Origin of the sequence: Shewanella canadensis (assembly GCF_003966225.1) — a bacterium.
GTDB classification, from domain to species: Bacteria; Pseudomonadota; Gammaproteobacteria; order Enterobacterales; family Shewanellaceae; genus Shewanella; species Shewanella canadensis.
Window position 1 is genome coordinate 23,570 of sequence record NZ_RXNU01000019.1, and the last position, 26,506, is coordinate 50,075.

A 26,506-nucleotide genomic window follows, 5' to 3' on the forward strand; every position below is an offset into this window, starting at 1 on the left:
TCGCGAGTTTCCCACTCCTGCAATAACACCAGTAGTCCTGACGATGTTTCAGGGTGATAGCCCATCAAGCCTATAAGCATCGAACATCATAAACATAGATTCTGAAACGAGTTCAGAATGACGGAAAAATATCACAACCTGCTTGCTCTTACTTATCACTTAAAACTTACTGCTTATCGCTATCAGCTTCTTGAAGCATCGCGGCTGAAGCGCGCTCCTACAAGGGGGATGGGTATTTGTCTCTTGTGTAGGACTGGCTTTAGCCGGGAATAGCTATTGTCGGATCGATTTAAGCTGAGCTAGTTCATCCCTTCCGATAATTTCATTTTCTATTGTCGAGAAGGCGTCGTTATCCTCAGTCTGCCAATAAATTTGCTGAAGTAATCGATACTCTTTTTCCGTCTCGGTGTCGATAAGGAAACTCTCCTCTTTGTTTAACACCTCCAATAGTGCCGGGAATGTATGTACGGTTCTATTCGATGAAGAGTTACAGCTTGTTGAAAGCCCACCGACTAAGGGTAGGCACTCTGCATAGTCATAAGCTTCTCTGAGTTGAATCGATTCTTCCACTTGGTTGAAGCGGTAAAAAAGGATTGGCACCCGATACAATAGCAGATCGACAAACAGAGATGACTGGTCGGTGATTAACAGATTGACTTCGTGCAAGGTGCTGTAAACATCCTGCCAGGATGAGATATCTATGATATTGGGGTACTGGCTTAGTTGCTTGCCCAGATGGGCTTCATTCGGATGAAAGCGAATTAAGAATAGCTGGTTATTCTGCTGCAGTTGTTTTGAGAGTCTAGGCCAGTCGAAGCCTTTATCGTAATGACTCATGCGACCCATCTCGCTCTGGCTCAAGCTCGAGGCCTGACTCTTAATCTGGCTATTATTCCCCTGAGTCTGCGTGACGTCGTGACAGGTAGGTACATACAAGATCACCTGATTATACTGCACATTAAAAATGCTCTTCAGGGATTTTTTTTGATTGGGGTAGCGTCTGTGATAGTCGGTTCTCGGATTACCACTTCGTATCACCTGCTGCGGTGTGATCCTGAAAGCCGATATGAAAAGGGGGTCGATAACCGGACTCGGGCTCAGCATGATATCGGGGGTGATATGTTGCTGGTGGAATTTCATAGAGTTTAGTACTCGACCCAGTGGTCCCACAGCATGATAGATGTGAGCTAACGGCCCTGATTCAATGTCGAACTCAATCTTCTTAAGCGGTGAGCCATGCCAGAGGTTTGTTTTTATTGCTCCCTTGGCGACATACTGATTGATGTCGCCAATATAGGTGTTATAAAAATAGTATTTTGAGGTCAGGCAATGATAGAGCCCTCGCAGGCTTCTTCGGTGATAGGCTTCAATACCCTCTTCACGTAACTGTTTTATCAGGCTTGCATCTCCACTTATCCAGATGGCACGAATAAAGCGGGTCTGTTGCCAATGAAGGCATAAATACTTGGCATTATCTGAAAACTGATCCTTGTAACTACCCAGTACCGCCTTATTCATTCTCGGGCTGAAACCAGAGCAGTGATAGATTATTTTTCTTAATATTGATGTGATCACCTTCATCATATTCTTCTCACTTTTTCTATCGGCCATTAACCGCGAGACTGCTCTTTATTTCCGTGGTGGAGATATTGCCGGTTCTGTCTAAGTAGATGACCTGGCAGTGATTGGAGAGTGAGTCGAACTTCCCCTCCCAGTCATTGCCCATACCGAAAATGTCTATCTTTAGTCTTTTAATATCGTGTTGTTTCTGCTGCCAATTCATCTCTGGAATGACGAGGTCGACATAGCGACACGCGGCAACAATTTCAGCCCTTTGTTGATAGTTGAAAAATGCAGCCTTGCCTTTTTGAGCATTGAACTCATCGGTTGAGACGCCGACGATGAGTCTGTCACCCAATGACTTGAGGCGCTGAAACAGGCGTACGTGGCCGAAGTGAAACAGATCGAATGTACCGTATGTGATAATCGTCTTCATGGGTCTTCTCCTCGAACCTTGGATATTTTAAATGCTGCTCTCTAAAAGCTTTTTTCTACGGGCTTTGCTCACTCACTATTGGTTTTAAATCTACGACTTAAATTCACTCATTGAGCCACGCTGTTTTGAGCCTCTATGGTTGAAGCCAAGGGACTGGCTGTCTGCTCGCAAGGAGCGCCAAATAAGTGAAAGGTATTTTGTACTGTCATTATTGGCTTGAAATTCTAGTGCTAACAGGGCTCTCTCCTCTTGTGGAGCCGATTCATCGAGAAGGAGTTGCACGGGGCCAAATACCCCCAAGCGGTCTGTTGCTTGCCCGTGGGAATAACTTATTTGCGGGGAGGATCCAAAGAGATCTAATCTGCCACTGATGACGTAATACAGTTGAGGCATTAATGCCAATATCATTGGGGATATGTTCCACTTCCATGTCTGGAAAGTATGCCCCAGATTATCCTGGTAACTCTGTGTGATTCTTGCTCCGAATGCCGATTCGGATAGCGAATCTTTCGGTGAGTCGCTCTTATTTTTGCCGCTATTCTTTACTCCGTAGCTGTTGATGATTGAAACCGCCTGTAACAGAGGCCATAAAGGTAAACTCATAGTAAGTAAAATGAAGAGTAAAAATCGCGTGATTAAGCCCGTTTTATTTGTGCCCCCTTTTACAGCCATTTCGCAAGAGCCTATCAGAGCCTGATCGTCTATCTCTATGACGCCCTCGGTTCTTACATTTATCAGCAGGTTTTTACACAAAATGCTGTCTTTTACCTCTAAGCCTTCGCCAACGTAGGTATGAGGTAACACCAGACAGTTGTTCAGTATTGAACCTTTATCTACCTGGCAATCATTGCCGACCAAAATACAGTTTTTCATGGTGACGCTGGGATCTATCCAAGCGTTTTCTCCGAGTATTCCCCATCCCTGTTGCTCGTTTAACTGTCCTGTTCGCGCCTTTGCGCCAACATAAAAGTCTTGCTCGGGGTTGGCCGAGTTGTAACTGCGCTCCATTGGCGTTAATGAAGGAAATTCGTTGGCCGCCAGGCTTAGGTTGGTATCCATATATGATTGGAAACTGTCCAGCATGCAGCAATGTCCATGAAGAACCAAGGTGACAACGGCTTCGTCATTGCTTTGGTGACACAGCGGCCAGTTAAGATCGGCGATGTGGGGGAGGGCTGCCGGTAATAACATCATCCCCGCATTCTGGTTAGCCATTTTGGCTTGTACAAAGTTGTCCGGGAACGCTTTTGAGAACTCGATAAACTGCGCAATGGAGGGCGAACGGAATATATCGCCTCTGGCGAGCAGTAACTTATCTTGCGCATCGAGTGAGAGGCGCTTTAAAACGGCCGAGGTCTCCTCCTCTGGTTTACTCAGGAAGTACTCAATTTCGACTCCCCACCTTTTACCCGAACCCAAGTGTTGCTCAATCTCTTTTGCCTGGGGCGAGATGACCAGCTTTATCTGCGTGATGCCTGATGAAGCGATATCTTCTAACGTATAGTCAATGACGGCCTTGTTGCCTACGGGGAGCAAGGCTGGGCAGTAGTACTGATTCAGAGGGGGGAGTTCATCTCCGAGTCGATTGGCAAAAATTATCGCTTGCATAGGTTACTCTCCGTAGTAAAAAGTGATTGTTTTTATAGTTAAAGAGTTTTCTCTCAGGCTAGTAAGCACCTCGTGCGAGCAATACGGCCGGTATGGTTTTCAGTAAAATCCAGATATCGGTGAGCAGCGACTGCTGGTAGATATAATCCACATCCAGCTCCACCTGTCGGTCAAATGGAATATCTGAACGTCCACTCACCTGCCAGATACAAGTTATGCCTGGTTTTACGGCTAATCTTTTTCTCTCTTTTTGGGAGTATTGTTTTACTTCTGAATCCAAAGCCGGGCGAGGGCCCACCAGAGACATCTCTCCGCGAATGACATTCCACAGTTGAGGCAGTTCATCGATAGAGGCTTTTCTTATGAATTTGCCTACTAAGGTGATACGAGGGTCACGTTTCATTTTGAACAACACGCCCCCTTGCATCTCGTTGTCAGCTTGCAGTCTACTCAGTCGCTGCTCGGCGTCCTGGTACATGGAGCGGAATTTCCACATGGTAAATGGGGTGTTATTTCTTCCCGCTCTTTGCTGGCTAAATAGCACCGGACCCTTCGATTCGATTCGGATCAGCAAGGCCACTAACATCAGAGCGGGAAGTAGAAGTAAGAGTAAAAATGAGGCGCCAGACAGGTCAAATATTCTCTTAACGCCGCAGCCTAGTCTGCTGCTGATCCTTTGACGTTGGCAGCGGTTGAGCGCGAGTCGGTTTTTAGTTTCAATATTCGATAAGTCTGCGATACTGATTTTTGAACGGGTATTGTTCGTTTTACAGTCAGGCTTGAACATCGCGTTATTACCCGAATGGCTATCTTTGCGGATATTTTTCTGAGTCAGTGCTGCCAGTGCTCTGTCCCGACGGATCTCTTTCAATACCCGGTAGATAAACAAGGGGTTTCCTAAGATATAGCGCTTCCACATACGTCCAGGCTCTTCAGATAGGCGACATATCCATTCCATCCCTATCTGTCTCACCCATAGTGGCGCTCGCTTGACCTTTTCCGCATAGAAGTCGAAAAGACCACCAACGCCGATACCGACGGCGACATTGAGTTTATGTTTATGCTTGGCAAGCCATAGTTCCTGTTTCGGGGCTCCCATGGCGACGAGTAACACAGATGCTCCTGACTCGTTTATCTGTTTGATGACTGCATCATTAAGCTGTGGGGTATCGATAAAGCCGTGGTGAGTGCCGGCAACCTTGAGGTTTGGGTATCTGCACTGCATCTTATCTGCGGTCGATGCCGCTATTCCCTCTTCACCCCCCAAGAGAAACAGGGAGAGCCCGTTATCGGCAAGCTGCTGGCACAATAGGGGGAACATGTCGGTACCGTTTAAATTGTCCTTCGGTGCTAAGCCCTTCCAGAGGCTTGCTAGTCTGATCCCTGAACCATCGGCAAAAACCATGTCGCAGGCATTTTGCAGGCAATGTCGGTACTGGCTGTTTTTAATGCTGATGTTCATACAGTCAGCATTAACAAATGCGTATTGAGCCATGGCTGGTTTATCCATCGCTTGTTTATACGTAGGTAGTGCTCTATCACGGCTTGCTTGACTGGTGATCCTTGTGAGTAACTCAGACATACTCAAGTTGTTCAACTCGATATTAAACAGAGGGATCGTTTTCGTGTGCTTGTTAGCGTCATGGCTCGAGAATAACCAGATGATAAGGGTTCTGGAGATGGCGAGCAGGTAGCTTAGTGCGCTCCGATGAGCGTTGATAATGGCGTTATCTTGATTTTCGAAACTTAATCCCACCTGTTGATGCATGAGTTTGAAAGAGAGCAGGCCCGGTTTTATCTCCGTTAGATTTATGAGCTGGTGGGTTAAATGAGAGGATTGGTTATGAACACTGGCCTCTTCAAGAATATAGCTCTGCTCGGTGCCCAGCAGTGAAATGTCACCCTTTAGCAAGTTGAGCAGATGTGGCCATTGACAACAGATCCCCTCTCCGGTGAATTGATACAGGGTTATTTGTGTGTTGTCCGAACCGTAGATGTAGACATATTCAATGGCAGAGCCATAACGACATTTTCTATAGATATACTTGAATATCAATATCGGTGAAGCCGCGGCCATCAGCAATACTGCTGCCAGGATGTCGATAGCTCTTACCGAAAACGGTTTAATGACCGTTTGAGTGACATGAGTCTGAGTTGTCATCCTTGCCTACCTTAAGCCAATATAGCCGTTTAAATGCGTTAAACCTCTTGTATACATGATGTAATGCATCGTTCAGGCCATGTTTTATTTGTCTTTATTTTCAGCTTGTTAGATGTGTTTGTTCGGATTTGTTATTCTGTGGGGGGATTCAGGGTTGCAGTTTGCAATGCATAAACGGTTTTGAATGTAGGAGCGCGCTTTAGCCACGAATCTTTTTATCAGCGAATCGAATCAGCGATGACATTTTTACAAAATCATTCCCGGCTAAAGCCGGTCTTACATCGAAGCCTGTCCTAAACGATATCGAAATAGGCAATACGCCATGTTCTCTATGTAGGAGCGTGCTTCAGCCGCGAAGTTTTTTATCAGCGAATCGAATCAGCCATGAAATGTTCACGAAACCTTTCCCGGCTGAAGCCGGTCTTACATCAAAGCCAGTCCTACACGATATCGCGATAGGACATGTTCCCTTTGTAGGAGCGTGCTTTAGCCGCTGTAGGAGTGTGCTTTAGCCACAAATTTCTTGCTACGAATCGGCAGTGAGTTTATGTCGAAACCATTCCCGGCTGGAGCCGGTCCTACAGTATCAGCGACGATTTCACGCCATCTCTGCTTATTCGCATCTTTTGGATGTGGCCCATACCAAACTGGCCTATGTTTTCACACACCTTGTACAGTGATGATGGCAGCAACCAGAGCAGATAGGCGGCGGTTAAGGTGACACAGGTTCTGCCTGTTTCATCGAGCATGATTGACGGCGATACGCTTAGCGCCTTGTTAATCAGTTTAATCGCAGCCTTACCTTGTCCATTGCGAATAGACTGGCGAGCCAGATATCTGAGCTGATAGGCCCTGGCACTCTGCTCATTTTTCTTTAGCAATTTAGGGGCGAAGAGTCTGGCTTTATCGATCATCTGCTCCCACGAGGCGAGTTGCTTCATGATGTTAGATGAGAGCCCTTCTTGATTAAGGCGGTAGAAGGTCAGTGGCGCCGGGATCCCTTCCATCTTCCAATTAGTTGTAGCGACTATGCGCAACCAGCATTCTATATCTTCTGATTGACGAAATTTTTCATCGAAGTAACAGCTATAGTGTTCAGCGTGATCCAGTGGCTGGAAACGAATATCGTTGAGTGTTTCCCGGCGGATCACCGGTGCTGAGCCGTTGCCAACGGGGTTTCTGCATAGCAAATGCGCTGCAGTGATCCCTTTTAATTGTGGCATCTGAAAGAAATGGATCAGTTTGCCTTTGTGGTTCATAAAGCTTGAGCGAGAGAAGCTTATTCCCACTTGCGGTGACTTGTTCAGATGTTCGACATGCATCTTAAGTTTGTCGGCATGCCACATATCATCGGAGTCGATGAAGGCGACATATCGCCCGATGGCATGGCGAATTCCAGTGTTACGCGCCGCGGCCAGTCCTTTGTTGGTGGTGTGATTAACGACACGGATCCTGTGGTCGAGTATTGTGCGACTAATCTCAAGGCTCTTATCGGTTGAGCAATCATTGACAAGAATGAGTTCAAAATCTGTGAAGGTTTGAGCTAACACAGAGTTAATTGCCTGTTTGACAAAGTGTTGAACGTTATAAATAGGCATAACTACAGATACTTTAGGCGTCATGGTGAACCTCCTGGTTAAAACCCTTGAGTTGGTCTTGTTTAGCCCCTTTTCGAGAGCTCAGAATGAAGTGATGGATATAGAGATTAAATGCCGGCATTGCAATCAGATGGATCACTAAGATACCCAGGGCTACAGCCGTTAAGCCCCACTGGCTGCATACGCTAATGGTGATAGCCAATAGCAAGGTAAAACCCAGGTTAAATGAGAGGTTTAATCTACTCTCATCGATGCTGATGAGTAATTGACTTGTCGCCTCACCGATAGGTCTGACGAGCCCGCTTAAGCAAAGTAAAATAAATACAGGAAGTGCGCCTGCCTCTATCCAATGGCTCCCATAGACGAATGGAAGATAGACGGGGGCGAGTATCGATTGCAGCGCGATAACGGGAACTGTGATTTTCAGGATAAGCTTAAGTGAATGGACATAGCGTTTCTGAAGTTCCACTTCCATGTTATCCCAAGCTTGATTACTTTTATCGCATAGGTGCGAATACAGTGCCGTACCATAACTTTGTATGATCCCTAAACTGATCCCCAAGCTGGTATTGAAGGCGAAAAAGTATATCCCCAGCGCCTCGACGCCAAGAAAATACCCGACAAGCAGGTAATCGATATTTTGTCTTAATGCGATACTGAAATCGCTTAAACCGACCTGAGAGCCGAAGCGCATCATCTGTGTGATAGTCCATGCTGAGCGGGGGGTAGCCTGGTCTGGTTTGCTGAGTGATTGAGCTTGAAAGAGCGGATTGTGATATCTGTGTATGGCAATCCAGACAAAAATAACCAACACCTTAGGCAGAATAATGGCCCAAATACCGAGTCCCAATAGAGCGAAAGTAGCCGTCAGCAATCCATCAAAGATGGTCTGCCACAGTATTGCGCGACCGACGCGACGCATGTTATTTGCTCTGAGATTGATAGCGGCGTAGAGCATCCCGAAGGGAAGTAATAGATAGCTTGTTGCCATGAGTATCATAGGCGCGATGAGCGTTGTGTCTTGATTAAAGAAGGCGAGGGGCCAGCTGAGTAAGCTCATGGCAACGAAGGCGGTTATTGCGGCAATCCAATTTGTTCTGTTTGCATTGGGGAGTGAAGCGGTTAACGATTCATCATCCATCTTTATCAATGCGGCAGAGGTTATTCGTCTTGTCGGGGTACAGATAAGCTCGAAACAGGTGAGAATAATAGCGACTTGCCCGAAGACCTCTGGAGTCAATAGGCGCGCTAAAATGATGCTGGAAGCTAATCTTACTATGCGCCCAAGTACCTGAGCCGAACCTAACCAGAAAAGACTCTTTGAGAAAGTGCTTTTGGCTGGTTGTTCAATATCGGTAGATTGCTTGGATGCATTATTCATTAAAGAGACCTTTAGTATGGTAAGAACTAGTGATTAAAAACGTGTTTCAACGAACTTCTTTAAATCACTTTTTCAAATCTTCTTAAGATAAGCATTACAGGTTTCATGCCAACTAATAGCCTTGATTTAGTACATTGATTTTATTGTTTATTCTGGTTTATTGGTTAGTGTCGAGGTGAGAGTCAAGCTTGCTTGTTTCTGTTCTGCGATTGATTCGTTGCATGCTGGAGTGAGGTATTTGCAAAATGCGAATTGAACATGGTTTTTGTAGGAGCGCTTTAGCCGCTGTAGGAGTGTGCTTCAGCCACGAAGCTTTTAATGATGGGGAGAGCGGTTCCCGGCTAAAGCCGGTCTTACATCAAAGCCAGTCCTACATGATATCGAAATAGGCTATAGCCTCCTTTGTAGGAGCGTGCTTCAGCCGCGAAGCTTTTAATGATGGGGTGAGCGCTTCCCGGCTGAAGCAGGTCTTACACTATCGCTTACCAATTTGCCCTCCTTTGTAGGAGCGCACTTTAGCCGCGAAGCTTTTAATTATGGGGTGAACGGTTCCCGGCTGAAGCCGGTCCTACACAATACGCCCACTCTTATGCGCTATACCTATTACGATTAACCCTGGCCAGAACAGGTAGGCGAGGATCTCCAGATTCTCTCCGAAGGTGTATAGAAAAAGCTGCAGCAATACGGCCACTGCGGATGCCGCGATGGGGGACTTTAAAATTGAACCTATCAGGGTGATAAAACTGACAAGAAAAGGCAAAGCCAGCGAGATGGCTCCCACCAACCCTTTCACAAACAGGAGTCCGTACCAGGTGTGGTGTGAGCCTATCGGCATATATTCCACCAGATGGGGTCCTCGTTCCACTATGCCATGTCCCCAAACCAGGGCTTCGTTGGCCCACCTCTCCAAGGCGATATCAGCCAGATGCTTACGTACTCTGGTTGAGCCGGCTCTGGCGGCCTTGATGGCCGTGATACTCATCTCTATCCTTTCGATCGCCTGTGTACCAAATATGCCAGATAAGAGGGTGATTGGAGTGGCGATAAAGTAGAGCCAGGGAGACTTGTGGTAGCGAATAAAGGCAAAATATCCGAGTAGAGTGAAGTAACAGACTAAGGCTAATCGTGATTGTGAAATCAGCACCAACAGCAGGCTGCCAAGGATCCCGTAGGTTTTAAAGCGTTTATCTTTTTCCTGTATGGCGAAGTTTAAGAATAGGTTTCCCATCATACCCAGTGCCGGTGCCCAAGGGGTAAAGAGTCGCCATCTGGGTGTGCCACTACCCGGATCTATCTCATACAGGCTGACACTGAAAAACTCAGGTCCGGGTCCGCCTATGATACTCAGTGGCGAGACATATAAGGTGCCGGGTAATCCAACTAACCAGGCGACGACACAAAAAGGAAACAGGAAGAAGGTATGCTTACATACAATACAGGTGGCGCGATAGATGATTTCAGGCCGGATATTGAGTGAACCAATTAAAGGGAAAATCGCGAGTAGTGCCCAGCCTTTTGCCCAGCCGATGCTTGATTTAATCAGTTTAGGCAGGCCGAGTTCATGTTCAAAGTGAGCGATGACTAACGCTATCAGCATGATAAACATGCCAACTATCCAGCATAACTGAGCCGTAGTCATGATGAAGTCTTGTCTGTCAAAAATAAAACGTTTGAGCATGCGAAGGAGCAAAATCCAACCTATGACAGGGGCGACAAGATACATGGCACCGAGCAGCCAGAACAGGTAGGTGCAGGTAATGCTGTACCAGATGAGCTTTTCATCACTGTTTTCTGGCTTGAGAGTATCTCTGCTCATATGCGTTACCTTTTTGTAGAACCTAGAACCTAGAACCTAGAACCTAGAACCTAGAGTTCTCTTCTGCGCTGGACATTTCTATGCCGTTAAAATCTTCTTCAGTATCGGCTTTCTGATCCACATGATGCTTAACCCCGCTAGTGAAAAAATGGATGCCACAATCCCGCCCATTAAGGTTAAAACCCTTGACATAGTGTTGGGTTTCAATGGCAAGCTTGGCGGAGCAAGTAGTTGAATTAATGGGTAAGCCGAGTAGATATCGGCTTTTCCAACATCCATCTTTGCCAATGCCGAGGTAAATACCGCCGTCGCTACCTGATGTTCCCGGTGAAGATCTTCAAGTTTTGCGGCGTCATCATTACTGTCCTCCAGACGAGTGTCCCAGGCGTTTATCTGTTCTGTAAGGGAGCGGAGCTCGTGACTTAACCCCTCCGCCTCCGTCGTTAGAGAGAGCAGTTGTTTCATTAACTGTGCCCTACCATCGATATCATCGGCAGACAGCATCAACATCAAGGTGTCGTCCTGATAACCTAAGAGAATTTTGCAGCGTTTTCTTAAAGCGCTAAAAAGTGCTTGTTGTTGCTGAGTTTGGGTCATTATCTGGGGGTGCTTCTTGCCATAACGTCCTGAATATTCGGCGAGACTTGTGGTCGACTCGGTGTAAATTACCAGTAGCTGCTGGTACAACTGGTCATTCTTCAGCTTGAGCAGATCGGCAGCCTGTTGGGCGTTAAGGGATAGGTGCATTTCCAGCATCTTCTGGCTTGCTATCACGCCCTGCAGCTTGGATACCATATTAACTTTACTGTGTCTGAGCCTCTCTATTGTGAGCGCAAGCTCCTTAAATTGATCCAGTGACACCAGTCCTATCTTAGATTGAAAGTTGAGTATCTTTGCCTGACTTTGACTCACCTTAGTGGCAAAGCCATCAATGCCCATCTTGATCCCATTCTCTCTTTGATTAATCTCATCTTCTCTGAGTTGAGACAGCAATGCCTGCAAACTGTGATAGTGGGCCCACGCCTTATCCTGCGCCTCTTGTGCCGTTGTGCTACTGATATTGAACTGCATCAATCCAGTTTGATTTGGCAGTTTTAACTTGGGCTTTCCCATGGCCGGAGGTGTCAGCTTTACGGTTTTGGCGGCGGCATCGAGTAAGATCTGACTCATAGATAGTGCCTTATAATTCTCTCTGGGATCGATGGCCGAGCTTAAGTAGGGAGAGCTGCTTGTGCTGGTGGCCTGACCTATGCTGTCCAGGCTGACTAATGCACCCGCTCCGCTGCCAGGCAGAATAAGTGTCCACTTACTGACAAAGCGTGTGGGAGTATTCATTATCGCAATGGTTACTAGCGTCCAGATGAGGGTGAGTGCCGCTAACGCTGTTTTTATATACACCCAGCGACGCGCATTAACAGGCAAACTGCTGCCTTTAATCGCGGCTCTTTTTAACCAGAGAAGCTGGCTTGGGTGATGTTTGTTTTTCATCTTCTTCATCCTTGGGACCGCTATCTATCAAGCGTTAAAGTAGGCCGAGTAAGGTTGCGGGGAGTAATATTTCGGTGAAGGTTTTAGCAATCTCCCGAATATTTGTGACTCCAGAGTCGTAACATGCGATACCGTCACCGGGCAGCAAGATAGGGTTCATGTTGGGCCTCCACGAATGAACCATTAAGTTATCCAGTGAACGCTCAACAACATCAATCTGTTTAGTGATCGGATTTTTGGTGATCAAAATAACATGTCGACTCGCGTTAGTGCTTTGTGCGCCCCCGATACAGTTTGCACCTATGGCGCCGCTGAGCAGACGAGTTCCGTAGGGAAAGCGGGTGGCTTCTGTATCGACTGCCGATTGCGAGTTACTGCTGGCGGGCTGAGTCAGGTTGGAGATGAATACCCTAATTCCCGGAACCGTAATTTGTGAGGGCCTCGCCAGCTCATCATTAAACTGATTCAGCTGAGGAACATGAATATGATCACCTGCCATTAGCGTCAGGTGAGGAGTCGAGCTGCCATCGATGACTCCCGATAGATCCAGGCTGAGAGTTTGTTCGCCACGTGTGACAGTGATGGCGCCGATATCGGCGTCCGGACTGATCCCACCCGAGGATCTTAAGGCCGAAGTGATGCTCCGCCCCGAAGCCTGATCTCCGGTATGACCGCCATTATCATCCGTGATCTCGGTGTCTGATTTATGGTTGATAAAGTGAGTGCCGGGTTCAAATACTGCACCAGAGACACTGACTTCAATCGGCGCCCATTTTAGTGGGGTAATACTTATCCTGATGGTACCGGCAAGCATTAACTGCTCATCGATCAGTAGCTGTTTGATACTGGCTTTCAGTGATTCAATCTTTAATCCCCGTGCCTTGATAGCCGGAATAAAGGGGAGGTAGATAAAGCCATCGGCATTGACCTCGACTTCACTGCTAAACTCCTCACCATTTAAGATCACGATATTGAGTCTGTCGCCACTGGAGAGGTTTAAGACGTTAAATTGCGCTTTTAAGTCGGTTTGTAGACCCGGTCCTTCGTTTTCTAAGGAGTTTGAAGTGGGATCCGGCTCCATTTTATTGACGAGAACTGTCGAGTCATCTTGCCATCTTCTCCTCACATAGGGTGTAGTACTATCGTAATAGTGGCAGGGCTGAGCCTCTTTCTTTGTACTGTTATTAACAGAACTGGTATTAACGGCACTCTTGTTAACAGCACTAGTTTGCTGATGACATAAGTTATTGTCTTGAGTCAGCGTAGGAGTGACACACCCTGAAAGCATAAAGCAAAGGCTAAAAATGACTAGTAGGAGGTTAGCCTTAAGTGGCTGAATAAAGTTAAAAAACATGTGGCAACTCCTTGTTGAAAATTAACTTTAGTGTTTGTACGTTTAAGGGCTTGTCATCCTGAATTCATTTCAGGGTCTAGCTTGAATGCTTTAAGCAATCGCAGCTTTACAGAATAGGTATCTTTATTGTTCGCAGATATGCTCTATTGCGGCTGCTTCGTCCTCATAGATGGTAAATATCTGATGTAGTCGTGTGAGTTCGATCAATGCGCGCACCCCCGCAGATGGAGAGAGGAGAATGATCTCCCCAGCTTTCTTCTGAGTGAGTTTCAGTGCGGAGACTAAAATGGACAAGCCACTGGAGTCGATATATTCAACCTGATGTAGATCCAACACGAGTTTGTTGCTGCCCGCTTCAATTTGACGTGTGATAGCAGCCCTGAGCGTGGGAGTTTGTGACATCACCATCTCTTTCGGGAGTGTAATTAAACAGGCATTGTCGAGCGCTAATGGTGAAAATTTCATATTAAGCTCCTTAGAGAGTCGCTGATATTTATTGTATTTATGTTTACTTACTATTATTTCTTTACTTATATAAGCATGGTTGCACAACTCAGGCCAATATTTATCGTTATGAATTTAAAGGGAAATTGTGATTGTTATACAAGTTGTAGAGGCGTGATGTTTTAAAGTGAAAAATGAAATGTGAAAATTGCGAAGCAGAATGCAAAGAGTATTTTTCCCGTAGGAGCGTGCTTTGGTCGTTGTAGGAGCGTGCTTCAGCCGCGATTGTTCTTGTTATAGATGTGTTTTTATCATCCTTCCCGGCTAAGGCCGGTCCTACACAAGAGGTAACCCCCACCCGCTCTTACATAAAGCCGCTCCTACACTATCGATTAATCATTCGCCCGTTCTTGTTGGAGCGTGCTTTAGCCGCGAATCTTTTTATCAGCGTATCGAATCAGCGATGAAATGTTCACACAATCGTTCCCGGCTGAAGCCGGTCTTACATCAAAGGCTGTCCTACACGATATCGAAATAGGCAATTCGCTATGTTCTCTATGTAGGAGTGTGCTTCAGCCACGAATCATTTTATCAGCGAATCGAATCAGCAATGAAATGTTCACAAAACCATTCCCGGCTGAAGCCGGTCTTACATCAAGGCCAGCCCTACATTATCGTTCTCCAATTTGCCCTCCTCTGTAGGAGCGCGCTTTAGCCGCGAATATTTTTATCAGCGAATCGAGTCAGCTATGAAATGTTCACAAAATCTTTCCCGGCTGAAGCCGGTCTTACATCAAAGCCGCTCCCGCAGTTTGTTTTCCCCACCCCTAACTCCTCAACAAACTTAACCTTAGGTGTGTGCCGGCCACGGATGCCTGAAACCTCACTTGGTCCATCCAGTTTTGAATGATCCACAATCCCCGACCTGAGATAGAGAAGGGAGAGGGGCATTCGATTTGATCGCCGATAGGCGTGTAGGGAGCATTGTCTAAAAGATCTATGGTTATGCGGTCTGGGTTACAATGCATGATGATGACGATGTCTTCGCATTGGTTATCCGTGTGTTCGAGGACATTTGATAATGCTTCGAGCACACAGGTAATGACTTTAAACCTCTGCTGTATTTGAACACTGTTCTGCTGCAGAAATTGCTCCAGCTCTTGGCAAAGTAGATTACTGTTCCAGACAGTTTGAGATAGATTTAATTGAATACTATTCATATATCCTCCGGGTACCGATTTCACGTCATGTTTTTATCAGTTTTTTGCTACAAAATTAGTTCACTTTCGATAAGTACATTGTCAATCAGAGCTTCATGATTAAACGCTGGCCAGTCATCAATTGATTCAGTTTCATTCGCGTTCCTATTGTTTTTGCTAGGCAGAATCCCTTTATTGCTGCTGTTATCCTTTGTGGCAGGGCCAGATGTGGGCCGTTGACTGTACTTCTTTGTGGCAAAGCTATCTGGCGCAGATATCAGCATCATAGAGATGTCATCCTGCGGTTTTTTTTGTTGCCAAAGATCGATGGAGTGAGCCAGATAATGAAGTAATGATTTAGGCTCAAGTTGGTGTGCGTTGGTGCATGTGTTGATTAGCCTCTGCTGTCCAAATTCACCAAAAGTGGGGTGGCGACATTCGTATAGGCCATCAGAATACAAGAGTAGCTGCTGCTGAGGGCTTAGAAAAAAGGTGTTGTACTCATAATGGTAATGGCTATCTATGCCTAATGGTATGCCAGAAGCTAGCTCCATTGCCTCTGTTTCACTCCCTTTAAGCAATATGGGAAGTGGGTGACCGGCAATCGTTAATTTAACTTTACCGCTAATCGTATTAATAACCCCTAGCACTAACGTGGCAAACCTGCCTGAATGCTCAGGGTCTTCAAAGTCAGCGTTCAGTTGAGTGACAATGAGCGCGGGATCCAGACTCGCCCAGTCACAGCTGTTGCAACTTAATCTCTGTGCGAGGGTAAAGCTCTGCATTGAGGCCGCGATCCCGTGGCCTGTAACATCTAAGAGGTAAAATCCCAGATGAGAGTCATCGATCTCCAGGCATTGAAATATATCTCCGGCAAGTTCTTGAGCCGGCTGAAATTGCGTGGCAAGTCTCCAGCCATTTTGTAGCGTGCTTGAAGTGGGAAGCAGTGAGCCTTGCAATTTAGCCGCGCTATCAATATCTTCCTGTATCTGTTGCAGGTAGGCCTGCTCCTTTGTCAGTGAAGTGTTGAGTTCACTGTTTCTGTTTTCCAGCTGACGCTGCATGTTCACAATACGCGCGCCGGCTAATACTCTGGCTTTGAGTATGTTTGGGATAAATGGTTTTGTCAGGAAGTCATCGGCACCGGACTCAATGCCTGTTACTGTGTGCGAAGTGAGATTATTTGCCGTAAGCAGAATCATATAAGGGGAAAGGGGGAGCTTTTTCAAATATTGACAGAGTTCAGGTCCGGTCATTCCCGGCATTCTCCAGTCGCTAATGATAATGTCGGCCTTTTCTTGTTGGTAAGACTCGATAGCCTCCTCTGCACTGCCGCAGCTTGATACTTCTAATCCCATCGCGACTAATAAATGTGTAATAAAACAGCGTTCACTCTGAGTGTCTTCAACCACGAGAACCTTAAGGCCTTCTGTTTGACGTTGAAATGAAGTTGCTGTTCCTTCCGTAATCATTGTCATCGTTTCCACTCATCAAATAGACACACTCGTTGATATAAGCAAAAAATATGCCTCTACGGGTTATGTTTAAATATAGTATTGTATTTAAAGGTAAAGCTCCCATTGGCTATAGTTGAGTCATGCCTTTTAAAGGTGACCATTTCTCGCCTCATTGCAAAATGCAATTCAGTCATTCATATTCTGTTTAAGGCGCTTAAGGTGTAGCTGGTATTATTTTGTTCTGGCATAACCTTTGCTTTTGTATAGGAATACCTACTGCTAAGGATATGCAAAATGAAAATTTCACGGTTGAGCGTCAAGGTTCTGTTTCTATCATGTGTGTTGGGTGTCACAGGAAGTGCTTATGGTGACAATAATGATAAGAGCAGTGAAAGCAATCAGTTAGGCTCTAGCTCCACGATAGCTCGTACGATAACTTTTGGCGTTGTTCCTCAGCAAGCCGCCAGTACACTTGCCCGGTTATGGTCTCCGGTGCTCTCAGAGTTATCGCAAAATGCAAATTTTCAACTGCGTTTTGCAACGGCGCCGGATATTCCCACTTTTGAAAAGAGACTCGCTTCGGGTGAATACGATGTCGCCTATATGAATCCCTATCACTACACGGTATTTCATGAAGCTCCCGGTTACCAAGCCTTGGTCAAGCAGAAGGGCAAGCAGATTAAAGGCATTATCGTGGTTCGCAAAGAATCATCTATTCGTTCTATCGATGAGCTGAATAATAAAGATGTATTCTTTCCCGCGCCCGCGGCTTTTGCCGCCAGTGTGCTCCCCAGAGCAAACTTAAAGATTAGAGGGCTTGAGAATCGGGTTAAATATGTAGGTTCTCACGATTCTGTTTATCTTGCCGTGGAACAAGGGCTGGCAGATGCCGGAGGGGGAGTAAAAAGAACCTTCAAGACGATGGATAAGGCGACGACAAGCCAACTTAGAGTTTTATGGGAGACCCCGGGTTATACCCCTCATGCCATTGCCGTTCATCCAAGAGTTCCGGCAGGTATTGTTGAGGAACTTAGACAAGGTTTTGTCGAGTTATCATCATCTTCCCAAGGTGCTGAAGTGCTAAATGTATTGGGCCTTAAAAGTTTTGAGGCTGCTAAAAATAGCGATTGGGATGATGTACGCTCGCTGGGTTTAGGTACGTTTGAAAAACCTTTAGAAAACTCCAGTGACATAGCTGATAAGCCGTCAGTGAAAGGAGAGCTGTAGTGTCTTTTAGACTCAAAACGGTACTCGGTATTGCGCTAATCGAGGGCGTTTTACTGCTGCTATTGGTTTATACCAGTGTCGATTACTTAAGAAGCTCCAATGAAGCTGAAATTGAGAAACGAGCCGATTCAATTGTGACACTTTTTGCCGCGGCGACCAAAGATGCTGTGATCAGTACCGATGTATCCACCTTGCAAGTGTTAGCCAATGAGTTGCTCGAACATACTCAGGTCTTATATGTAAATATCTATGATAAAAACTCGCGCTTAGTTCGGGCTGGAGAGACTCCATCCGGAGCGTCATCGACTGTAGCATCGAGTCGGGATCAAGGTTTATCCAGCGTCGATGATGGCGTGTTAGATGTCGAAGCAAATATCATGGAGTCTGGTTATATATTCGGACGGGTTGAACTCGGTGTTGGTGTGAATGAGTTTGATCAATTCTTAGCGAGTGCGACGACCCGTTTCTTTTCCATTGCCGGGTTAGAGATGTTGTTGGTTGCGCTATTTTCATGGTTATTAGGGCACTATTTGACCCGTAATCTAACTGAACTTAAAACGGCTTCAAAACGTATTTTAAGCGGCGAGACAGGCATACAGATCCCTGTGACCGCAACCGATGAAATTGGTCAAACAACCCGTGCATTTAACCGGATGATTGAGAAGGTAGAGAAAAACAGGAGCGAGCTGGAGAGTGCAAACACCCGTTTGGGTACGATTTTAGAGACGGCGGTAGATGGATTTATCATCGTCGATACCTCCGGGAACATCACCCAGGTAAACAGCGCCGTTTGTCGTCTGTTTGAGTATGAGCTTGATGAATTGATCGGTGAAAATGTCTCAATTTTTATGCCGATGCATGAAAGACATATGCATGATAGTTTCCTGGATAGGTTTATTCAGTCCGGCCGAGACGCTAAAAAAGGGAGAGAGCTTACTGCGCAAAAAAGGAGTGGCAAACTATTTCCAATTGAGCTGTCTATCTCCAAGATGGCCATCGAGAATGAAACCATGTTGTTGGGACTGGTAAAAGACCTGAGTGATATAAAGCGTAAAGAGGTAGCAGCGCTTCGCACCGAGACCATCTTGTTGGCAACCCTGGAAGCCAGTCAGGATGCGCTTATCACCATAGATATCACCGGCAGAATTCAAGAGTTTAATGATGCAGCCTGTAAGTTATTCGGACATCAGCGTGAACAGGCTTTAGGTGAGCTCCTCGAAGACTTGATTTTTGTCGATATTGAAAGGAAAACCTTTAAACAAGGCATGCAGCTGTTCAGACAAACGGGTGAGGGGCCAGCTATAAAGAAAAGCATTGAGATGATGTCAATCAAGCGTGATGGCAGCTCATTTCCTGTTGAGATGAAGATGATCCCGGTACAGCTTGGAGAGGAGATCTTACTGACCGCCTTTTTGCATGATATTTCGAAGAGAATTGAATATGAAACTCAGTTAAAACAGGCAAAAGATCAAGCCGAGTCGGGGAGTAAGGCCAAGTCGAGGTTTCTGGCAACCATGAGTCATGAGATCCGCTCTCCACTCAATGCGGTATTGGGCAGTGTCGAGCTCATGTTGGATTCGAGATTGAATAAAGAGCAACGCATTTATGCCCATACAGCAAAAGAAGCAGGGACCGCTCTACTCAGCACCATTAATGATATTTTAGACTTTTCAAAAATTGAAGCCGGGCAGATGATGTTGGAGAGTGTGAGTTTTTCGCCTGCCAAGATAGTGGCTCAAGTGTTGAGAATATTAGCGCCTAATGCCCATGAGAAGGGCGTTAATCTCGTATGTTTCATCAATCGGAATGTGCCTGAACTTGTCAAAGGAGACGGGCAACGGTTACGTCAGGTGATACATAATCTGGTTGATAATGCGATAAAGTTTTCGAGTGGGGGCTGTGTTTCGGTAGAGATGTGGATCCCCGATAGCCATCACGAAGAGGTGCAGCTGTATTGTACCGTCACCGATGAGGGTATTGGGGTAAGCATGGCGGCTCAAAAGAAACTGTTTAAAGAGTTCAGCCAGGTTCACGATCAACATAACACTAACTACAAGGGTAGCGGGCTTGGCTTAGCTATCTGCGCTGAGCTGATTGAGATGATGGGAGGGAAAATTGAACTAAGCAGCCGATTGGGGCATGGAAGCAGCTTTAGATTCGATGTGTTGTTAAGGCTTGAGGAGCGACAATTAACCCCTCTTACTCACTTGCCTGCGCATGCCAGAGTACTATTGGTTCACCCCGATAAGACCTTTTCCCATCTGGTCAGAAAGCAGTATAGCCAGTATGGCGTGAGTAGCGTTAATGTCAGTCGGGTTACCGATATCTTGAGTTCTAAAGAGGTTAAGGGACGCTTTAATCTTATCTTGATCGATGACACCGGCTTATCTGAATTAAGTATTAAATTAACCAGCCTCCTAAAGCGAGATTTTTTATTCGAAGGGGGGCTAATCGCAGTATTAATGTCAGAGCTAAGGCCTGAAATGTCTGGCTTAGTGTCAGAGATAGGGCTGGAGCAGGTGATAAATAAGCCATTGAGCCGGGAGATGATGCTAGGGTTATTGAATGGTGATGATGTTAACCATGAAGAGAAGCCAGAAGCAGAACTCTTGCTTCCGGAACTTACACCCAAGAATAAATTACTTCTTCTGGCCGAAGATAGCCCATCGAATCAAATCGTTGCCGGGGCCATGTTGACAAAATCTGGTTTCGAAGTGGAATATGCTAATAATGGGATTGAGGCCATGAATATGGCAGCCCTTAAAAATTATGGCTTGATATTGATGGATATGCGGATGCCGGAGATGGATGGCGTTGAAGCGACTGAAAATATTCTACTGCATCAACCTGATACTATTATTTTGGCTATGACGGCTAATGTTCAGCAGGAGGATATTGAAAACTGCTTGTCGGCTGGGATGAAAGACTTTGTGCCTAAGCCTGTTAATAAGGTTGATTTAGTGCGAGTTATCAATAAGTGGTTGCCGGAAGTTCGTAGTATCGGTGGTGAAACTCTTGAAGTGCAAACTAAAATTAGCCCGGAAAGTTGTGAAGCCGGGGGGCTCGAATTACACTTGGATAACGACGCTTCAAATGGAGTGGTAATGGAACTAAAAATAGAAAGTGGTAAGTGTGAGAATGGTGCAAACTCCGAGGAGCTAAGCTTGGAGAGACTATTTGATGAATCTGTACTTGCTGAGCTCACCGATGCGTTAGGTATAGAGTCCTTGAAAGGGATGTTTAGTGTCTACCTTCAAGAAACTCACGAAAGGTTGGATACACTTAACGCTTTAATGCAGACGATGGATTTTATCGAAATAGATAATCAGGCGCATACCTTAAAAAGTAGTTCCGGCAGTTTTGGCGCTCAGGCCCTGTATGAGGTTGCAAAAAGCCTTGAGAAAAGCGCCCGAGAGCAAGATGAAAAAGAAGTTGAGTCATATATGACTGAAGTTCAACAAGTAGGGCTACAAACTATTAAGGCCTTCAAAGCGCGTTTTGCGGCTTGAACTCTCCCTCATTAGTCGACAGGTTCAGAACCTGAGCATTCGAATTTTTATTTAAGGATGGCGTTAAATATGGAAATTAATCAGTCTTTTACCGCTTTACTTGTTGAAGACAGCATGTCATTGGGTGCGCTGTATACCGAGTATCTACGCGCTGAAGGCGCGAAGGTCACCCATGTCAACCATGGGGAAGATGCACTAACCGAGTTAGCACAGTGGCAGCCCGATCTATTAGTGTTAGACATCAAGTTACCCGATATGTCGGGTATGGATATCCTGCAAAAAGTCCAAACCAGCTATCCAGGTATCACGGTTATCATGATAACGGCCCACGGAACGATAGACTTAGCGGTTGAGTCGATGAAGTCAGGGGCGTTCGATTTCTTAGTTAAACCCTTCGATGCCAAGCGACTCTCTATTACGGTTCGAAATGCGTTAAAACAGCGCCAGCTTGTTAATCTGGTGGAAAGGTACGAGCAAAGTCTACCCAAAGAAAATTATATGGGGTTTGTGGGGGAGTCTCTCGCCATGCAGACCGTATATAAAACCATAGACTGTGTCGCTAATAGTAAGGCTTCAGTTTTCATCGTCGGGGAAAGTGGGACGGGTAAAGAAGTTTGCGCTCATGCGATTCATCATGCGGGGAATCGAAGCGAGAAACCTTTCGTTGCGCTCAATTGTGCTTCAATCCCAAAAGATCTTATCGAGAGTGAAATATTTGGCCACACTAAAGGGGCGTTCACGGGGGCGGTGGCAAATAGAGAGGGAGCGGCGAGCCGCGCCAACCGAGGCACGCTATTTCTCGATGAAATTTGTGAGATGGATCTGGAGTTACAAAGTAAATTACTGCGATTTATTCAGACCGGCGTTTTTCAAAAGGTCGGGGGGACGAAGGAGGAGAAGGTCGATGTGCGCTTTGTGAGTGCGACAAACCGAGTCCCGTGGGAGGAGGTAAAGCATGGACGTTTTAGAGAAGATCTCTTCTACCGACTTCATGTTATTCCTATCGAACTTCCGCCGCTTCGAATGAGGGGGAAAGATGTTCTGTTGTTGGCAAATAAACTTCTTAAAGAGTACAACCGTGAGGAGGGGAAGCAGTTTAAAAGTTTTACTGCAGAGGCCAAAAAGTTACTTCAAAGCTATGATTGGCCAGGGAATGTACGTCAGTTACAAAATGTGATTAGACAGGTGGTCGTGCTTAACTCTTCCGATATTGTTGAGGCGTCGATGTTACCCTCGTTATTTACATCAGGCCCAGGCAATAGTCAGGCCTCAATTAAGCCAGTTATCGCTATCGCGAGTGCTAATCAGCCTTCGACACTTAATCGCCATGAGTCACTCGTTATAGACGAGCAGGCCGGAAGCCAAAATCTGCAATCATCAGACTCAGAAGCAGATAAACCAGAGGCGATCATTCCTTTATGGCTGTCAGAGAAGCAGACGATTGAGGCTGCCATAGAGCAATGTGGCGGTAATGTGCCTAAGGCCGCAGCACTGTTAGATATCAGTGCCTCGACGATTTATCGAAAGCGTCAAGGGTGGGATGAATTACAAGGCGCGGTTGCTGAAAACTAGGCTAAGTGACTATTCTGAAAATTAGGTTAAGTGTCTATTAGTCTAAGTAGATAGAAAGGCGTAGAATCTCAGACTCTGATATTTTCTCTGTAAAGACATTAAGAAGAGTCATTATGAAGTACCTTGTAGACACTCATGCCCACACCATTGCCTCTACTCATGCCTATAGTACGGTTCATGATTACATCGCTGTAGCCAAACAGAAAGGGCTTAAGTTATTTGCAATAACCGATCATGGCCCGGATATGGCCGATGCCCCCCATTTCTGGCATTTTGTTAATTTAAGAGTACTGCCCAGAATCGTAGATGGGGTGGGGATATTAAGAGGTATCGAGGCGAATATTAAGAATGATTCGGGAGAAATTGACTACTTTGGGGATTATCTGCAAGAGTTAGATATCGTGCTTGCAGGTTTTCATGAACCCGTGTTTCCCCCTTCAGATAAACAGACTCATACCCAAGCACTGATCAATACCATCGAGAGTGGTAATGTCGATATTATCACTCATCCGGGGAACCCCGCTTACCCCATAGATATCACGGCTGTATCAGCCGCCGCGGCCAGATGCCATGTGGCACTTGAAATCAATAACTCGTCGTTTGAAATGTCCCGAAAAGGCAGTGAAGCTAACTGTGTAGCAATAGCGAAAGCCGTTCGCGATGCGGGAGGGTTATTAGTGATGGGCTCAGATTCTCACGTCGCCTTCAGTTTAGGCGAGTTCTCGCAGGCTTTGGCTATCATAAAGGAAGCTGAATTTCCCGAAGAGCGATTGTTAAATAGAAGTCCGGAGGCGCTGCTCGCATTTCTCTCTAAAAGAGGGCACAAGACTCTGGATGATTTTGCTGAGCTTTAATTTAATAGAAGGTGCTAGATTAATTAAGAGCCCAGGAGCTAGGTCCTAGGCCCTTCTACAGGTTAAAAACTTCTTTCCCAACCCGCGTATACCGTGCTATCCCAGTCGTTGCCACCGGTCGTCTTATATTGGCTATAGCCCAGAGTGCCACCCAGTTTCAAGGTTCCTTGGTAGAAAGGACGGTGATAGCTGGTGTCAAACTGATACATCTGCTCATACTCGCCTGGCGAAACCGGGTTTCCGCCGGGAGATGCGACATCGCTACCGTCAATATTGAGCTTTAACCATCTCAGCTTGTTGGTGATGTTCTGACCGCCTCCCAGTTGAGTGATCCCACCGATAACTAAAGTTCGGGAGTCATTGTCATAGGTGCTGCCCAAGCTCTTACCATAGTAACGATAACCATCTTTGTAGAAGCCATGCTCATACATGCAGTTATATACCTTGTCGCTAGCTCCACATGAGGCCGTGGTATCTGCATACTCGACAAAGACACGAGTATTGATGTCACTCAACACAAAATCGATACCGCCCATATTGGATGCGTTAATGAGTTTGTGCTTTTCAGTATGATAATCTTCATGAGTACGCTCATAGTAGATCCCATACGGGATCCCGAAAGCGGTATCTGACCAACGGAAATCATAGCCAGCTAACATGTTCTCCTGACCGTTTTCCAGGTCACCTTCGACTCCGCCGCCATTAAATAGTCCATCCCACCAGTCGCCTAAGCTATTACCGTAGCCTTCGCCGCCCCACTGCATGGTCCATGAAAAGCCGACCTCGAGCTTAGATATTGGACGCAAGGTTCCGCGAGCGCCCCAATGTTTGGCCTCGGGGACATAGCGGTCACTCTCCATCTGGCTGAAGCTGGTGGTAAAGGTCCAGGGACCTGCCCAGTTAAGCCATGGTGTTTCGAAAGCCTGGCTGTTATTTCGGCTTAGGGTGATGCCTGGCATGGGGCGAGCGTTCGTGGTTTGTATTAATCCCGTATCCCAGCCCGGTCCCCAGAATTTTTGTTGTGCACCAGCGCTGACTATCCAGTTGCCTAGCATGACGGCCGCAAAGCTGTTATCTAATCTTGCGCTGTTACCGTCGATAGGGTCATAGTGGTAACTGGCTGAGACGCGTCCACTGAACCAGTCTTTAGTGACCTCAGCATTTACAGTCGTTTCCGCCTTGTCGCGGTAGTCCTGGCCAAAACCAATAAAGCGCGCTGTATCTGTGGCCGCTGCGATCTCTACCTTGCTGTTGAAGCTTTGATGGTCATGTTGGTAGGCGTTCATGACTCTTTCAAATGCCATCGCCTGGTTTTTTGGTAATTGGCTGATATCAGCCTTATCCATATCTTGCTTTAAACCTGCCCACATCAATGGGTAGGTAGTGATAGGCTGCACGATAACACCGGTATCGGAAAGCAGCTGTATATCAGCCCTTAACGCTAAGTCATCGGGCTCAACCCACCACGCAGCTTGCACCGAGCTGCAACTTAATAGTAATAATCCAGATAGTATCTTGAATTTCATTGCGATCCCTTGTTTCATTGTGATCCCTTATGTCATTGCCCGGCATCTTAAGTGATTTGAGCGGAGGGTAAAAGAGGCTATGAATAATTTAACCAAGCATCATGGTTTTCATGCTCTGAGATGAACAGTTGTAACCGCGGCGTTTTTTTCTTGTTGTTAATGTGAGTTGTTGTTGCTGTATTGAGGTTGTTGTTTGAGGGGAGAGAATGGTTTGCCGAAAAGGATAAAACGTATTGATATGTTGAGAGCATAGAACTATGGACAGAATTTTTATTAAAGGGTTGAAAACAAATACAGTTCAACCGAGATTGCTTTAATTACATAGCCTACTGACTTAATATTCTTAAGTCAGAATAAAATTAGAAAATATGAGTGGAGTAGAGCCGATGTTACGAATAGGCGTAGATCTTGGTGGAACAAAAATAGAAGTTGTTGCTTTAGATGGTGAAGGGAAAGAGCTTTTTCGTAAACGTATCCCTACTCCAAGAGAATATATTGCCACACTGAATGCCATCGAAAGTTTAGTAAATGACGCAGAGTCGACATTAGGGCAGAAGGGAAGCGTAGGTGTGGGTATCCCAGGTGTAATTTCACCATTTTCGGGGTTAGTAAAAAATGCCAACTCGACCTGGATTAATGGTCAGCCACTCGATATCGATCTGGGTGAACGGTTAGGGCGAGAGGTCAGGGTTGCCAACGATGCAAACTGTTTTGCTGTATCCGAAGCGATAGATGGCTCAGCGGCGGGTAAAGGAGTGGTATTTGGCGTGATCATAGGTACAGGTTGCGGCGCCGGTGTAGCGATTAATGGCAAGGTACATGGTGGCGGTAATGGCATCGGTGGTGAGTGGGGCCATAACCCACTGCCGTGGATGACGAAGGATGAGTTTAATACGACCTCCTGTTTTTGTGGCAATAAAGACTGTATCGAGACGTTTATCTCGGGAACCGGGTTCGTGAGAGACTTTAAGGCCGCGGGCGGAAATGCCATCAGTGGCATTGAAATTGCCGCATTAATGGAGAGCGGCGATAGGCTGGCAAAGGCTGCATTCGAACGATACATGGATAGACTGGCACGCTCATTGGCCCATGTGATTAATATACTCGATCCGGACGTCATCGTATTGGGCGGTGGCGTATCTAATATCGACGTTATCTACCCTCTGCTTCCCGATCTGTTGCCCAAATATGTGTTGGGCAGAGAGTGCCGCACGCCTGTAGTAAAGAATATCTATGGTGGCTCATCGGGCGTTCGTGGCGCCGCCTGGTTGTGGTGAACCCGCAGTCTTTACGATCAGAAGCGTTAGGCGACTTAT

At 46.2% G+C, this 26,506-nt stretch carries 18 protein-coding genes; 5 read left to right on the top strand and 13 right to left on the bottom strand.

What is annotated here, in order from left to right; all coding sequences use genetic code 11:
- Nucleotides 1–273: 273 nt before the first annotated feature.
- From EKG38_RS22345 to EKG38_RS22400, 12 genes are all read right to left on the bottom strand, one after another.
- On the bottom strand, nt 274–1,611 hold the full coding sequence (locus EKG38_RS22345) for a CDP-glycerol glycerophosphotransferase family protein (protein ID WP_246033249.1): 1,338 nt from the start codon (nt 1,609–1,611) through the stop codon (nt 274–276).
- A complete protein-coding gene (gene tagD, locus EKG38_RS22350) occupies nt 1,601–1,996 on the bottom strand; it encodes a glycerol-3-phosphate cytidylyltransferase (protein WP_126523199.1) in 396 nt (131 codons plus the stop codon). Before tagD ends, EKG38_RS22345 begins: the two co-directional genes overlap by 11 nt.
- Nucleotides 1,997–2,086: 90 nt before the next feature.
- Nucleotides 2,087–3,604 carry a sugar phosphate nucleotidyltransferase gene (locus EKG38_RS22355; protein WP_126523200.1) on the bottom strand — a complete coding sequence of 506 codons (1,518 nt, stop codon included), beginning with the start codon at nt 3,602–3,604 and terminating at the stop codon, nt 2,087–2,089.
- Between the two features lie 58 nt (nt 3,605–3,662).
- Complete coding sequence (locus EKG38_RS22360) at nt 3,663–5,765, bottom strand: WecB/TagA/CpsF family glycosyltransferase (protein ID WP_126523201.1); 2,103 nt, start codon at nt 5,763–5,765, stop codon at nt 3,663–3,665.
- Nucleotides 5,766–6,343: 578 nt separating this feature from the next.
- Entirely contained in the window at nt 6,344–7,387 is a 1,044-nt protein-coding gene (locus EKG38_RS22365) for a glycosyltransferase family 2 protein (RefSeq protein WP_126523202.1), read from the bottom strand.
- A complete protein-coding gene (locus EKG38_RS22370; protein ID WP_126523203.1) occupies nt 7,377–8,744 on the bottom strand; it encodes an oligosaccharide flippase family protein in 1,368 nt (455 codons plus the stop codon). The genes EKG38_RS22365 and EKG38_RS22370 overlap by 11 nt, the downstream gene beginning before the upstream one ends.
- A gap of 568 nt (nt 8,745–9,312) precedes the next feature.
- Nucleotides 9,313–10,560, bottom strand: coding sequence for an O-antigen ligase domain-containing protein (locus tag EKG38_RS22375; protein ID WP_126523204.1), 1,248 nt, complete (start codon nt 10,558–10,560; stop codon nt 9,313–9,315).
- 78 nt (nt 10,561–10,638) lie between these two features.
- A complete protein-coding gene (locus EKG38_RS22380; protein WP_126523205.1) occupies nt 10,639–12,048 on the bottom strand; it encodes a GumC domain-containing protein in 1,410 nt (469 codons plus the stop codon).
- A gap of 34 nt (nt 12,049–12,082) precedes the next feature.
- Nucleotides 12,083–13,402: a polysaccharide biosynthesis/export family protein gene (locus tag EKG38_RS22385; RefSeq protein WP_126523206.1), complete on the bottom strand. Its 1,320-nt coding sequence runs from the start codon at nt 13,400–13,402 to the stop codon at nt 12,083–12,085.
- 123 nt (nt 13,403–13,525) lie between these two features.
- Nucleotides 13,526–13,867 carry an STAS domain-containing protein gene (locus EKG38_RS22390; RefSeq protein WP_126523207.1) on the bottom strand — a complete coding sequence of 114 codons (342 nt, stop codon included), beginning with the start codon at nt 13,865–13,867 and terminating at the stop codon, nt 13,526–13,528.
- A gap of 806 nt (nt 13,868–14,673) precedes the next feature.
- Nucleotides 14,674–15,066 carry an ATP-binding protein gene (locus EKG38_RS22395; protein WP_126523208.1) on the bottom strand — a complete coding sequence of 131 codons (393 nt, stop codon included), beginning with the start codon at nt 15,064–15,066 and terminating at the stop codon, nt 14,674–14,676.
- Between the two features lie 47 nt (nt 15,067–15,113).
- Nucleotides 15,114–16,523 (bottom strand): SpoIIE family protein phosphatase, encoded by a 1,410-nt coding sequence (locus tag EKG38_RS22400; protein ID WP_126523209.1) that lies wholly within the window; start codon nt 16,521–16,523, stop codon nt 15,114–15,116.
- 273 nt (nt 16,524–16,796) lie between these two features.
- Here EKG38_RS22400 and EKG38_RS22405 point away from each other — a divergent pair, with 273 nt between their 5' ends.
- The 4 genes from EKG38_RS22405 (at nt 16,797) to EKG38_RS22420 (ending at nt 23,664) form a co-directional block, all read left to right on the top strand.
- Nucleotides 16,797–17,729 carry a phosphate/phosphite/phosphonate ABC transporter substrate-binding protein gene (locus EKG38_RS22405; RefSeq protein WP_126523210.1) on the top strand — a complete coding sequence of 311 codons (933 nt, stop codon included), beginning with the start codon at nt 16,797–16,799 and terminating at the stop codon, nt 17,727–17,729.
- A complete protein-coding gene (locus EKG38_RS22410) occupies nt 17,729–21,238 on the top strand; it encodes a PAS domain S-box protein (protein ID WP_126523211.1) in 3,510 nt (1,169 codons plus the stop codon). The genes EKG38_RS22405 and EKG38_RS22410 overlap by 1 nt, the downstream gene beginning before the upstream one ends.
- 69 nt (nt 21,239–21,307) lie before the next feature.
- Nucleotides 21,308–22,810: a sigma-54-dependent transcriptional regulator gene (locus tag EKG38_RS22415; RefSeq protein ID WP_126523212.1), complete on the top strand. Its 1,503-nt coding sequence runs from the start codon at nt 21,308–21,310 to the stop codon at nt 22,808–22,810.
- 113 nt (nt 22,811–22,923) lie between these two features.
- On the top strand, nt 22,924–23,664 hold the full coding sequence (locus tag EKG38_RS22420; RefSeq protein ID WP_126523213.1) for a phosphatase: 741 nt from the start codon (nt 22,924–22,926) through the stop codon (nt 23,662–23,664).
- Between the two features lie 62 nt (nt 23,665–23,726).
- On the opposite strand, the gene EKG38_RS22425 is transcribed toward EKG38_RS22420, so the two are convergent.
- Nucleotides 23,727–25,190 (bottom strand): capsule assembly Wzi family protein, encoded by a 1,464-nt coding sequence (locus EKG38_RS22425; protein WP_126523214.1) that lies wholly within the window; start codon nt 25,188–25,190, stop codon nt 23,727–23,729.
- Nucleotides 25,191–25,576: 386 nt separating this feature from the next.
- Here EKG38_RS22425 and mak point away from each other — a divergent pair, with 386 nt between their 5' ends.
- Complete coding sequence (gene mak / locus EKG38_RS22430; protein ID WP_126523215.1) at nt 25,577–26,467, top strand: fructokinase; 891 nt, start codon at nt 25,577–25,579, stop codon at nt 26,465–26,467.
- Nucleotides 26,468–26,506 lie beyond the last annotated feature (39 nt).